The sequence below is a fragment of the Campylobacter sp. CNRCH_2016_3089 genome, from assembly GCF_025772505.1.
Lineage (GTDB): Bacteria > Campylobacterota > Campylobacteria > Campylobacterales > Campylobacteraceae > Campylobacter_D > Campylobacter_D lari_D.
In genome coordinates this window covers 137,815-149,791 of the sequence record NZ_JAKMSF010000005.1, presented here as the reverse complement: position 1 = coordinate 149,791, position 11,977 = coordinate 137,815, and the positions used below count along the sequence as shown (strand labels likewise).

13 protein-coding genes are annotated in these 11,977 nt (G+C 29.9%); 6 read left to right on the top strand and 7 right to left on the bottom strand.

Annotated features, from left to right (window positions below; translation table 11 throughout):
- Nucleotides 1–74: 74 nt before the first annotated feature.
- The 6 genes from ychF to rpiB are packed head-to-tail and all read right to left on the bottom strand — an operon-like array spanning nt 75 to nt 4,517.
- Nucleotides 75–1,175 carry a redox-regulated ATPase YchF gene (gene ychF / locus L8W69_RS05035; protein WP_258109061.1) on the bottom strand — a complete coding sequence of 367 codons (1,101 nt, stop codon included), beginning with the start codon at nt 1,173–1,175 and terminating at the stop codon, nt 75–77.
- A complete protein-coding gene (locus L8W69_RS05030; protein ID WP_263666576.1) occupies nt 1,172–2,623 on the bottom strand; it encodes a leucyl aminopeptidase in 1,452 nt (483 codons plus the stop codon). The genes ychF and L8W69_RS05030 overlap by 4 nt, the downstream gene beginning before the upstream one ends.
- Nucleotides 2,620–3,213, bottom strand: coding sequence for a DedA family protein (locus L8W69_RS05025; protein ID WP_133318967.1), 594 nt, complete (start codon nt 3,211–3,213; stop codon nt 2,620–2,622). Before L8W69_RS05025 ends, L8W69_RS05030 begins: the two co-directional genes overlap by 4 nt.
- 1 nt (nt 3,214) lies before the next feature.
- A complete protein-coding gene (gene apt / locus L8W69_RS05020) occupies nt 3,215–3,754 on the bottom strand; it encodes an adenine phosphoribosyltransferase (RefSeq protein WP_133318966.1) in 540 nt (179 codons plus the stop codon).
- Nucleotides 3,751–4,083 carry a hypothetical protein gene (locus L8W69_RS05015; protein WP_133318965.1) on the bottom strand — a complete coding sequence of 111 codons (333 nt, stop codon included), beginning with the start codon at nt 4,081–4,083 and terminating at the stop codon, nt 3,751–3,753. The genes apt and L8W69_RS05015 overlap by 4 nt, the downstream gene beginning before the upstream one ends.
- Nucleotides 4,080–4,517, bottom strand: a complete 438-nt coding sequence (gene rpiB, locus L8W69_RS05010; RefSeq protein WP_263660291.1) for a ribose 5-phosphate isomerase B — start codon at nt 4,515–4,517, stop codon at nt 4,080–4,082. The genes L8W69_RS05015 and rpiB overlap by 4 nt, the downstream gene beginning before the upstream one ends.
- A 143-nt stretch (nt 4,518–4,660) precedes the next feature.
- Between rpiB and L8W69_RS05005 the strand changes: the two genes are divergently transcribed.
- Entirely contained in the window at nt 4,661–5,212 is a 552-nt protein-coding gene (locus L8W69_RS05005) for a CheB methylesterase domain-containing protein (protein ID WP_133318963.1), read from the top strand.
- An 11-nt stretch (nt 5,213–5,223) separates the two neighbouring features.
- Entirely contained in the window at nt 5,224–6,006 is a 783-nt protein-coding gene (locus L8W69_RS05000; protein WP_133318962.1) for a CheR family methyltransferase, read from the top strand.
- Here the strand turns inward: L8W69_RS05000 and L8W69_RS04995 are convergent.
- Nucleotides 6,003–7,196, bottom strand: a complete 1,194-nt coding sequence (locus L8W69_RS04995; RefSeq protein ID WP_133318961.1) for an MFS transporter — start codon at nt 7,194–7,196, stop codon at nt 6,003–6,005. The genes L8W69_RS05000 and L8W69_RS04995 overlap by 4 nt on opposite strands.
- Nucleotides 7,197–7,301: 105 nt before the next feature.
- Here L8W69_RS04995 and L8W69_RS04990 point away from each other — a divergent pair, with 105 nt between their 5' ends.
- From L8W69_RS04990 to L8W69_RS04975, 4 genes are read left to right on the top strand one after another with little or no spacing between them, the layout of a single operon-like run.
- Complete coding sequence (locus tag L8W69_RS04990) at nt 7,302–8,348, top strand: dehypoxanthine futalosine cyclase (RefSeq protein WP_263666575.1); 1,047 nt, start codon at nt 7,302–7,304, stop codon at nt 8,346–8,348.
- Nucleotides 8,348–9,568 (top strand): M16 family metallopeptidase, encoded by a 1,221-nt coding sequence (locus L8W69_RS04985; RefSeq protein WP_263666574.1) that lies wholly within the window; start codon nt 8,348–8,350, stop codon nt 9,566–9,568. The genes L8W69_RS04990 and L8W69_RS04985 overlap by 1 nt, the downstream gene beginning before the upstream one ends.
- The gene (gene recG / locus L8W69_RS04980) at nt 9,558–11,381 is read left to right on the top strand and encodes an ATP-dependent DNA helicase RecG (protein WP_263666573.1); all 1,824 of its coding nucleotides are present in this window, start codon (nt 9,558–9,560) and stop codon (nt 11,379–11,381) included. The genes L8W69_RS04985 and recG overlap by 11 nt, the downstream gene beginning before the upstream one ends.
- Nucleotides 11,374–11,976, top strand: a complete 603-nt coding sequence (locus L8W69_RS04975) for a Crp/Fnr family transcriptional regulator (RefSeq protein WP_263662412.1) — start codon at nt 11,374–11,376, stop codon at nt 11,974–11,976. The genes recG and L8W69_RS04975 overlap by 8 nt, the downstream gene beginning before the upstream one ends.
- Nucleotide 11,977: the final 1 nt, after the last annotated feature.

Sequence of the window (11,977 nt, the reverse complement as noted above, 5' to 3'; positions counted from 1 at the left end):
ACATAGAATGAAATTGTATTTAAGTGGAGGGGTGTATTTTTGAGATTGCAAGCTGTTTTAGCTTGCAATTGAAATTAAACATTAAATCTAAAATGCATTACATCGCCATCTTGTACGATATAATCTTTCCCTTCAAGGCGTAGTTTTCCTGCTTCTTTAGCACCACTTTCGCCTTTGCAAGCGATATAATCCTCATAAGAAATTACTTCAGCTTTGATAAAACCTTTTTCAAAGTCATTATGGATCACGCTTGCTGCTTTTGGTGCTTTCCAACCTCTTTGTATAGTCCATGATCTAACTTCTACTTGACCTGCTGTAAAATAGCTAATCAAGTTTAGCTTTGAAAATGCTGTGCGTATAACTACTTCAAGCCCGCTACTTTCTATACCTAAAGATTTTAAAAATTCATAATTTTCTTCATCGCTTAAAGCTATCATTTCTTCTTCTATTTTAGAGCAAAGTTTGATTACTTCATGACCTGATTTTGCTGCAAATTCTTTAAGATCTTTTACAAATTCATTATCTTCTAAAAGTGAATTCTCATCTACATTTGCTCCATATATTACTTCCTTAGCTGAAAGCAATCTTAGTTCTTTTATAAGAGCATGATAGACTTCATTTTTATTAGCAAAAGAACTTGCGCTATTATTTTGATTTAAATGCTCTAAAAGTTCATTAGCTAAAGCTAAACTTTCTTTTGCACCTTTTTCATTGGCCTTTGCACCTTTAGTGAGTTTTTCTATTTTTTTGCTAAGTTGTTCTATATCTGCTAGTATAAGTTCTGTTTCTATGATTTGCACATCACGCACAGGATCAACACTACCTGCAACATGGGTAATATTTTCATCATCAAAACAACGCACAATATGTAAAATCATCTCTGTTTCGCGTATGTTAGATAAAAATTTATTACCCAAACCCTCACCTTTGCTAGCTCCTGCTACTAAGCCTGCTATATCAACAAATTCTATATTTGAGCGTATGATTTTTTGTGGATTAACGATTTTTGCTAGCTCTTTTAAGCGATGATCAGGCACAGGCACTACTGCTTTGTTTGGTTCTATGGTGCAAAATGGATAATTTGCACTTTCAGCATTTTGTGCTCTTGTTAGAGCGTTAAAAGTGGTAGATTTTCCAACATTTGGAAGTCCTACTATACCAACTGATAAACTCATTTTTGTTTCCTTGAAAGATAAAGTAAATATGAAAGACACATTCTAACACCTGCTCCGGTTGCACCAAAACAGTGATAACCCCAAGCCTTTTCTAAATAAGCTGGTCCTGCAATGTCTAAATGTAGCCATTTGTCTTTGTATTCTTCTCTAATGAAAGAATTTAAAAATAATCCCGCAGTAATGGCTCCGCCATAACGACTTGAAGAGGTATTACTAACATCTGCTATGTTTGATTTTATAAGCTCTTTTAAGTGCGGATTAAAATGTAAAATAGTAGCTAAATCTCCACTTTTTTTACTTATTTTATAAAATTCATTTTGCAAATCTTCATTATTTCCCATGATGGCACTTGTGTATTCTCCAAGTCCTACCACGCAAGCTCCAGTTAAAGTAGCAAGATCTATTAATAAATCAGGTTTTAGATCTTGAGCAAGTGAAAGACAATCTGCTAAAACTAATCTTCCTTCTGCGTCGGTATTTCTAACCTCTATACTCACACCTTCTCTTGAAATAAGCACATCATCAGGTTTATAAGCATTTCCACCTATCATGTTTTCAGTTGCGCCGATGATAGAATGAACTTCTATATCAAGGTTTAACTCGCTTGCACCTTTAATAATAGCCATTGCAGCCGCACCACCGCTTTTATCTGATTTCATCGTTAGCATGTAATCAGCGGGTTTTAAACTAAGTCCACCACTATCATAAGTTAGCCCTTTACCTACAAACACTACTTTCATTTTTGGATTTTGTGGTTTATAAGAAAGATGAATGAGTTTTGGGGGATGAATTGAAGCACGATTTACTGCTAAAAATGCTTGCATTTTTTCTTGCTCTAAGAAATCGCTTTCATAAATTTTACATAAAATATTAGAATTATTTTGGCTCAGTTCAAGCGCATCTTCGGCCATTTTGGCAGGAGTGTAAATTTGTGGGATTTCATTAACGATATTTTTTGCAAAATCACAAGCATTTGAAAAAATTTGACCATAGTTTATACCTATGCAAGCTTCTTCTAGGTTGTATGTTTTATTATTAATTTCATCTTTTGCAATGAAGATATTTTCTAATTTGCTTGGTGTTTTTTCTTTTTTGTATTTATTAAATTCATAAGCACCAAAAGTAAATCCTTGAATCATAGCATTAAAGCTATTTACTACACATTTTCCTATGACACTTTTTGTTTTTACGCTTTGAATTTCAAGTTTTTTTAAAGCTTTGTATGCATTTGCAAAAGCAAGCCTTATATCTTCATATTCTAAGCTTTTAAGTTCACTATAAAGAATTTTATTTTGCATATCTATGCAAATTCCTTCACCTTTATAGCTTGAAAGCTTGAAAAGTTCTTGACTTTGAGTGTATTTTTCTATTTTTTTATCTTGTATTAAAATGATTTCAAAATCAGCATTTATAGAGCCGATATTTTCTTCTATAAAATTAAAAGTCATTTGCGAGTCCTTCTTGTAAGTATTGATTTTTCTATTTGTTTCATTCCTAAAAATAAAGCTAATAAAAAGCCAGCAATAATTGGCACTGCAAAATACCAATGATTTCCAGCCCATTCTACTGCAAGCCAAATTTCTTTTCCAAAAAACCATGCAAGTAAAATAGTTATAGCAGCCCAAGCCCACGCACTAATAAGATTGATAAAAGCAAATTTTTTAGCACTATAGCGAGTTAATCCTATACTCATAGGTATAATAGTTCTAAAACCATACATATATCTTTGTATGAAGATAATAGGCCAGCCAAAACGCTGTAAAAGTAAGTGTGCTATGGCAAATTTACGCCTTTGGGTGCGAAGTTTTTTCTGAATGTATTTTTTGTTATATCTTCCTATATAAAAGTATATTTGATCGCCTACAAAGCCACCTAAGCCTGCTATAAAAATAATAAGTCCTAAATTTACATGGCCTTCATGTGCAAAAATACCTGCTAAAATAAGTGCAAGTTCTCCTTCAAGTATGCACCATAAAAACACAATAATATAAGCCCAATTTTTATAATCATACAAAAGTTGTTTTAAAAATTCTTCCATTTTATACCTCTAAAACACTATAAACAGAAGTTAATTTAGCTAATTCTTTAGCACCATCTAGATCTTTTAACTCTAGTAAAAAACAAGCTTCAACACATTTTGCATTGAGTTTTTCTATAAGTTTCACAGCAGCGATAGCTGTGCCACCTGTAGCGATAAGATCATCTATAAGTAAAACATTTGCTTTTTGATTATTAAAAGCATCGATATGAATTTCTATAGTATCACTGCCATATTCTAAACTATAAGATTCTTGTAAGCATTTTGAAGGTAGCTTTCCAGGTTTTCTTATGGGTACAAAAGGAAGTCTTAATCTAGCGCTCAAGGCAGCTCCAAAAATAAAACCTCTACTTTCTATACCAACGATATAATCAAGCTTTGCGTTTTGATATTTTTCAACTAAATGATCCATTAAAAACGCAAACGCTTCTTTGTTGTTTAATAAAGTAGTAATATCTCTAAAAACAATCCCTTCTTTTGGAAAGTCCTTAATAGCTCTAATGCTATCTAGTAAATATTTTTTATCTTGCTCTTTTATCATAATAATGCCTCTATTTTTGCTTCTAATTCTTTGATTCTTTGTCTTAGTTTTTCATTTTCAATACGATATTGTGAATTTCTTGTTCTAAGAGAGGTTAAATCTGCTTTGCTTTTGTTTAATTCTTCAGTTAAAATATCAATATTACCCAAACTTCTTTGAAGTTGTACTTGTAGTTTTCTAATAACAATTTCAGTATCATCAAGGTTGTTTTTTATAAATTCTTTTGCCACTTTTTCTTTATGAAGCAGGGTTTTATAATAAAGTAACATAATAGTCATATAAATACTAATACAAATTAATACAGTTAATACAAGCCAACTTAAGATCATAATCTTTCCTCTATTTTGCTAATTCTTGTGCAATGTCTTCCGCCGCTAAAAGAAGTGTTGATAAAATTTGAGATAATTTCAAAAGCCATATCAACCCCTATTAATCTAGCTCCTAGCGCTAAAACATTTGCGTCATTGTGTTCTCTTGAAAGTTTAGCACTTAAAGATTCATTACACAAAGCACAGCGTATATTTTTATGACGATTTGCTGCTATACTCATACCAATTCCTGATCCGCATACTAAAATTCCAAAACTTTTTTCATTTATTTTAGAGCTTAATAAATGTGCATAATCAGGATAATCACAACGATCCTCACTAAAAGGACCTAAGTCTTCAAAAGTAATATTTTTTTCTTGTAAAAATTTAGTAATTTCTTGCTTTAAAATAAAACCAGCATGATCACTTGCAATATAAATTTTTTCTCTTAACATTTAACATTCACTTTATCATTTTTGAAATTTAAAGTATTAATTTTATCATATTTAATTAAAATTTTTCTTTCTTATATATAATTATTTTTTTATGTTTTCAAATATTTATTTGATATAATAACAATAATTATTTAAGGTAAAAAATGAAGCTTATACTAATTGGTTCTTCAACAGGTGGCCCAAGCCAACTAAAGTTTTTACTAAATGATGTAGAATTGAAAGATTGTGCAGTAGTGATTGCTCAGCATATGAATCCTGCGTTTATTCCTTCTTTTGTAAATCAATTTAACAAAGAAGCATTAAGCGAGGTGATTATACCAAGTGATAAGGAAGTTTTGAAAAATAAAATTTATATTTGTCAAAGAAATATGATCTTAAGTGGCAACAATACCTTAACATTAAATACTACAGATGAAACTAGTAGTTTTAATCCAGGGATTGATGTGCTATTTAATTCTGCTGTTAATCTTTGTAAATATCATAAAATTTTAGCTTTGATTATGACAGGAATGGGCGATGATGGTGCTAAGTCTTTGTTTGAACTTTATAAAGCAGGAGTAAGGTGTTTGTGCGAAAATGAGGCAGATTCTATAGTATATGGTATGCCAAAAAAAGCTAGAGATACTAATCCAAATTTAAAACCTATGAGTTTAATAGAACTCAAAAAAGAAATAACAAATTTCATCAAATCGTAGGACAAAAAAAGATGATAAAGATTACAGAAAATGAAATGAATGATTTTGTAAAAATCGTAGAGCAAATAAGTGGAAATAACTTAAATGCGAAAAAGGATATATTATCTATTAAACTTCCTAAATTTTTACAAGAATTAGGCTTGAGCAGTCTTAGTGAATTAAATGAAAAAGTGCAGTTTCAAAGAAATTTAAAACAAGAAACTATGGATTTTATTACAGTTTGTGAGACTTATTTTTTTAGAGAATTAGAGCAATTAAAAGATGTGATTTTTTATATAAAATCTCTTGATCGCCCTGTAAATGTGCTTTGTGCTCCATGTTCAAGCGGCGAAGAAGTGTATTCTTTAGCTATTTTAGCAAGTGAGAATTTTGTTAAAGGTATGAATATAGTTGGTATAGATATTAATAAAAAAATGATAGATAAATGTAATGAAATGATTTATTCAGAGCGTTCAGTATCTAGATTAAACACTATGCAAAAAACGCGTTATTTTGATGTAAAAGATAGAATGTATCATCTTAAAAAAGAAACCCTAGCTTGCAGATGCCGTTTTGATCTTTGTAATGTCTTTGATGATTCTTTATTTAAATTTGGAAAATTTGATGTGATTTTTTCAAGAAATATGATGATATATTTTGATCAAGATTTTAAAATAAGACTTATGGAGCGTTTTTATAGGATATTGAATAAAGAAGGTAGAATTTACCCAGGAAAGTCAGATCTTGTGCCTGAAACAGCTTATTTTGAAAAAAACTTTTCAGCAGGTGGAGTTTATTATTCTAAGGTGGATTAATTATATTTTTTATTAAACCACCACCAATAAATTGCTGCAAAGATAAAACATACTCCCAAGCCAAAAGTAAAATGACTTAGTTTTATTCCATAAAATTCAAATAAATATCCTGTTGAAAAAGCAATAATTGCACTAAAGGTTAAATATACCATATCATTGTAGGCAATCACTCTGCCATAGTATCTTTTGTCGCAATCATTTTGCAAAAGTGTATAGGTATAGCTCCATAAAGATGAAGTGCAAAAACCAGCCATTACCAAGCCTACAAAAGCAAGATAAAAGTTAAATTGCAAGCAAGCCCAAAGCATTATACCCACACCTTGCGCTAAGTATAAATATACCAAAGTGTTTTTATTAATATAAGGACTAAGCACATAAGGGCCTATAAGTAAAGATATGGCTCTTATAGCATTAGAAAGCCCTATGGCTAGAGGTATGGAAATAACTTTTGCGTATTCATATTCTGCTAAAAGAGTGATTAAAACATCATAAGCAGTTATCCCTACAACCCCATGAAGTAAAATCAAATGAATGATTTTTTTATTATTAAATACATAAACTAAGCCTTCTTTGATTAATATAAAAAGATTATTTTGTGTGGTATTTTTTTCATTAGGTAAAATCAAAGTTTTGAGTATAAGCATAGCACAAAATAGCATTAAAGTATCAGCTATAAAGGCTGGCTTTACTCCAAAAAGATCTATAAAAAGCCCTGCTGCACCCATACCCAAAGCATATGATACAGCCCATATGATACTATGAAGCTCATTGCCTAGTTTTAATTCTTGCGGGGTTAAAATTTTAGGTAAAACTGACATTTCTGTTTGAAAATACATACTTGCAACCGCCATACGAACAAAGGTTAAAAAGTATAACAACCAAAGCATGGCTAAAGAATTTACAAAAATTAACATAAAAATAGAAATCATTTCAATACTAATCATTGTGAGTAATAAATTCTTAGGTTTAAATCTATCTACTATAACCCCATTTATAGGTGCAAGTATAATAGAAGGTAAAAAAACAAAAATAGCTGAAAAACCTATGATATTAGCAGGTGCACCGAGTTCTTTGGTTAAAAGGGTAAAAACACCTACTTGAGAAAACCACGCACCAAAATAACTTATAAATTGTACTATTGCTAAAAGGCGAAAAGTTTTATTATTTTTAAGTAAAGACCTATAAGTCATGAGTATCCTATGAATATATGAAATTAAAGGGCTTGATTATATCGTCTTTAAGATTATTTTACATTTAAATGTTATAATAATCCTTTTTACAAAAAAGGTTTAAGAATGAGTAGATTAAGTAAAAAAGAAGCGTTAAATTTGCTCCAAAATGCACCTTTATATGAATTAGGTACAATGGCTTATGAGAGAAAATTAGAGCTTCATCCTGAAAAAATAACTACTTTTGTGGTAGATAGAAATATAAATTATACAAATATTTGCTGTATTGATTGTGATTTTTGTGCTTTTTGTAGAAAAGAAAAAGATGATGACTCCTATATTTTAAAATATGAAGAAATAGGGCAAAAAATAGAAGAATTACAAGCCATAGGTGGAACGCAAATTTTATTTCAAGGCGGGGTACATCCAAAACTTAAAATAGAATGGTATGAAGATTTGCTTTCTTATATAAAAACTAATTATCCAACGATTACCGTGCATGGTTTTTCAGCAGTAGAGATAGCTTATATAGCAAGAGTTTCTAAAATTTCTATAGAAGAGGTTTTAAAAAGATTACAAGTCAAAGGACTTTTTTCTATACCTGGAGCGGGTGCTGAAGTATTAAGCGATAGGGTGAGAGATGTTATAGCACCACACAAATGTGACACAGCTACTTGGCTTAGGGTGCATGAGAGTGCGCATAATATAGGTATGAAAAGTACTGCTACAATGATGTTTGGTACGGTTGAAAATGATGAGGAAATCATCGAACATTTTGATCATTTAAGAAATTTACAAGATAAAACAAATGGCTTTAGAGCTTTTATTTTATGGTCGTTTCAAAGTGAAAATACTCCTTTGATCAAAAAACACCCTGAAATCATCAAGCAAAGCTCTAATAGATATTTAAGATTGCTAGCTTTGGCAAGATTATATTTGGATAATTTTAAAAATTTACAAAGTTCATGGGTAACGCAAGGCTCTTTAATAGGCCAACTTGCTTTAAAATTTGGTGCAAATGATTTAGGTTCAACTATGATGGAAGAAAATGTTGTAGCCGCAGCTGGTGCAAAATATAGAATGAATCAAGAACAAATGATAGAACTTATTAAAGATATAGGGGAATTACCTGCCAAACGCGATACAGCTTATAATATTTTAGAAAGGTTTTAATGCTAAATTTAGACTTTAATGAAACTAAAATAGACATAATATATGAGTATGAAAATGAGCTTCCTGTAGTATTTTTTAAGCTCATTTTTAAAAATAGTGGAAAAATAGCAGAAAAACACAATAGAGGTTGTGCAAGTATGCTTGCTAGGCTTTTAAATGAAGGAAGTAATGATGAGTTTTTTAAAAGCTTAGAATACCGTGCTATAGAGCTTTATGCTAAGGCTAGTTTTGAACATTTTCAAATTAGTATTAAATGCTTGAAAGAACATTTTGATTTTGCTTTAGAAAAATTACAAGAATTGTTTTTAAATGTGCGTTTTGAAGAAAAAATTTTACAAAGATTAAAAACTTTAGCTTTAGGTGAGCTTGCAAGTTTAAATACTGATTATGATTATCAAGCAAAAAGACTTTTGAATAAGAATGTTTTTAAAGATGAAATTTTTGCTAGTGGTCTTGATGGGACTAAAGAAAGCATAGAAAAGATTAGTTTAAAAGAATTACAAGATTTTATGAGTGAAAATTTAGTACTTGATAATGCTTTATTTGTTTTTGGTGGAGATATTAAAGAAGATGAAGTAAAGATTAAAGTAGAAAAAATTTGCCAAATTCTAAAAAGAAATGCCCCAAATCAAAACAAAAGCTACAAGCTCGTTGATGAGAGTATAGAAGTAAGTGAGCAAAAAAGCACTGAGCAAGCTTATATATACTTTTGCTCTCCATTTAATATACAAATTAATGATGAGAAAATGTATTTAGCTAAACTTGCTTTGTTTATTTTAGGTCAAGGTGGTTTTGGTTCGCGTTTGATGGAAGAAGTGCGTGTAAAAAGAGGCTTGGCGTATTCAGCATATGCTATGCTTGATGTAAATTTAAATTATAGTAGAGTTTTTGGGTATTTGCAAACTAAAAATGAAAGTTCTAATGAGGCTAAAGCTTTAGTTAAGGAAGTTTTTGAAAACTTTGTCCAAAATGGAGTCAATGAAAAAGAATTTCAACTAGCTAAACAATTTTTAGTAGGATCTATGCCTTTAAGGTATGAAAACTTGGCTAAAAGACTAGATATAATACTAAATGAATATTTGCATGGTTTAAAACTTGGAAATTTAAAAGAAGAAATGCAAAAGATTAAAAACACTAATTTAGATGAGTTAAATGACTTCATCAAAGCACATAGTGAAATTACCAAAGTGAGTTTTGCAAGCATAGAAAATGAAAGTTGAAGAAAAGGACTTAAAACTACTTCATGCTTTAGGGGTTAAAAATTGTATCGATTTGGCTTTGATTTTACCTAAAAAATTTGATGATTTTAGAATTTCAAAGTTTCCAAAAGATACATTTTGCACTCAAAATGTAAAAATTATTAGCACACAAAATCATCACTCCCAGCTTTTTATACTTTGTGAATGTTTAGAATGGGGTATAAAAGCAAATATAGTAATTTTTCATCCTAATAAATGGCATTTTAAAATTTTTAAACATAATGCTTTGGTTTGTATCCATGCAAAGATGAATTTTTTTAATGGAATTTGGCAGTTTATAAACCCAAAAATAGTAAAAAACATAGGTCAAATAATCCCTAAATACCAAATTAGCTCTATTAAAGATGAAAGCATCAAAAAGCTTATTTTAAAATATGTCAATGAAGCTAATTTAAAAGCGCTAAATTTAGAACAAAAATATATCAATTTACTTTTGAATTTACACAATTATGATGATTTAATTCTTTATAAAAATTTTAATGCCATAGTTAAAGATTTAAAATATATAGAAATTTTTAATCATTTAAGGCGTTTAAAGGGTAAAAAAATATCACAAAATGCTTATGAAATAGAACTTTTTGATATAAGCTCTTGGCTTAAAGGTTTAGAATTTAGCCCTACAAATGATCAGCTTTTAGCAATAGAAGATATTAAAAAAGATTTACAAAATAAAGTCGCTAAAAGGCGTGTGGTAATGGGTGATGTGGGTTGTGGTAAGACTTTGGTCATACTTGCTGCAAGTTTGCTAGTATATCCTAAAAAGGCTATTTTAATGGCTCCAACTAGTATATTAGCAGAGCAAATTTATCATGAAGCAAAAAGACTTTTGCCTGATTTTGTTAATGTATTGCTTTTAAAGGGTGGTAAAAAAGATAAAGATTTAGTAAAATTAAAAGAACAAGCCCATTTTATCATAGGTACACATGCGCTCATTTATCAAGAAGAATTTGAAGCAGTTTTAGTGATGATAGATGAGCAACATCGCTTTGGCTCTAATCAAAGACAAAAAATAAGTGAGCTTAGTAAAAACTCTCAATATGCTCCACATATCGTGCAATTTTCTGCTACACCTATACCAAGAACACTTTCTATGATACAAAGTGAGCTTGTAAATTTTAGTTTTATTAAACAAATGCCTTTTAAAAAAGACATTAAAACTTTTTGCATACAAGATAAAGATTTTAAATATTTGCTTAAAAAAATCGATGATGAACTAGCTAAAAATCATCAAGTGATCATCATTTATCCTTTGGTAAATGAAAGTGAAAATATAGATTATTTATCACTAGAACAAGCACAAGGGTATTGGATAAACAAATACAAAAATGTTTATGTGACTCATGGAAAAGATAAAAATAAAGATCAAATTTTGCAAGAATTTAGAGAAAAAGGCACGATTTTACTTTCTACGACCGTGGTTGAAGTGGGAATTTCTTTACCAAGACTAAGCGTGATTGTAGTTGTTGGGGCTGAAAGACTTGGGCTTGCTACCTTACATCAGCTTCGAGGTAGGGTAGGTAGAGTAGGGCTTGAGAGCTTTTGTTATTTATATACTAAGCAAAAAGAAATTCCAAGTCGTTTGCTTGAATTTGCTAAAACTTTAGATGGGTTTAAAATAGCTGAGCTTGATTTAAAAAACAGGTTAAGTGGGGATTTGCTAGATGGTAGAGTGCAACATGGAAATCACTTTAAATTTTTTGATTTTGCAGATGATGAAGAGCTGGTTTTAAAAGCAAAAGAAAGTATTAAAAATATGGAAAAAGAAAATGGATAAACATTTTGAAATTTTGATTTCAAAGGGCGAAAAGAAGTATTTTAAGAAAGGAAATATTTTATTTTTTCAAGGTGAAAAAGCAAATAAAATTTACATTTTATTAAGTGGAAAAGTGCGTATATATAAGGTGAATGCAAAAGGTTTTGAGCTAACACTACACGCTCTAACTCCAGTAAATTTTATAGCTGAAATGCCTGTGTTTGAGGGTATTGATTACCCAGCCAATGCAATTTGTGAGCAAGATTGTGAAATTTGTGTTTTTGATTTTAATGAATTTAAAAAATTATGCTTAGAAAATGGAGAATTTAGTTTTTTACTTTTGACTTCTTTAATCGGTAAAATTCGAATTTTAGAAAATTTTATCAGACAAAAATCTTTGGATTTAAAGTCAAGATTAGTCGGCTTTTTACTAGAAAATGAAGAAAAGCTACAAAATTTAAAACAAAAAGAAATCGCTGTGATTTTAAATTTACCCCCAGAATCTTTGTCGCGTTTTTTAAAAGAATTAAAACAAAATGAGCTTATTTGCACAAATAAAGGTAAAATAGTAATTTTAAATAAAGAAAAAATGCAAAATTTAATTAAGTCTTTTTAAG

Bases quoted from the DNA above. Each gene is read 5' to 3' on its own strand.
- ychF (WP_258109061.1), bottom strand. From the start codon at position 1,175: ATGAGTTTATCAGTTGGTATAGTAGGACTTCCAAATGTTGGAAAATCT.
- L8W69_RS05030 (WP_263666576.1), bottom strand. From the start codon at position 2,623: ATGACTTTTAATTTTATAGAAGAAAATATCGGCTCTATAAATGCTGAT.
- L8W69_RS05025 (WP_133318967.1), bottom strand. From the start codon at position 3,213: ATGGAAGAATTTTTAAAACAACTTTTGTATGATTATAAAAATTGGGCT.
- apt (WP_133318966.1), bottom strand. From the start codon at position 3,754: ATGATAAAAGAGCAAGATAAAAAATATTTACTAGATAGCATTAGAGCT.
- L8W69_RS05015 (WP_133318965.1), bottom strand. From the start codon at position 4,083: ATGATCTTAAGTTGGCTTGTATTAACTGTATTAATTTGTATTAGTATT.
- rpiB (WP_263660291.1), bottom strand. From the start codon at position 4,517: ATGTTAAGAGAAAAAATTTATATTGCAAGTGATCATGCTGGTTTTATT.
- L8W69_RS05005 (WP_133318963.1), top strand. From the start codon at position 4,661: ATGAAGCTTATACTAATTGGTTCTTCAACAGGTGGCCCAAGCCAACTA.
- L8W69_RS05000 (WP_133318962.1), top strand. From the start codon at position 5,224: ATGATAAAGATTACAGAAAATGAAATGAATGATTTTGTAAAAATCGTA.
- L8W69_RS04995 (WP_133318961.1), bottom strand. From the start codon at position 7,196: ATGACTTATAGGTCTTTACTTAAAAATAATAAAACTTTTCGCCTTTTA.
- L8W69_RS04990 (WP_263666575.1), top strand. From the start codon at position 7,302: ATGAGTAGATTAAGTAAAAAAGAAGCGTTAAATTTGCTCCAAAATGCA.
- L8W69_RS04985 (WP_263666574.1), top strand. From the start codon at position 8,348: ATGCTAAATTTAGACTTTAATGAAACTAAAATAGACATAATATATGAG.
- recG (WP_263666573.1), top strand. From the start codon at position 9,558: ATGAAAGTTGAAGAAAAGGACTTAAAACTACTTCATGCTTTAGGGGTT.
- L8W69_RS04975 (WP_263662412.1), top strand. From the start codon at position 11,374: ATGGATAAACATTTTGAAATTTTGATTTCAAAGGGCGAAAAGAAGTAT.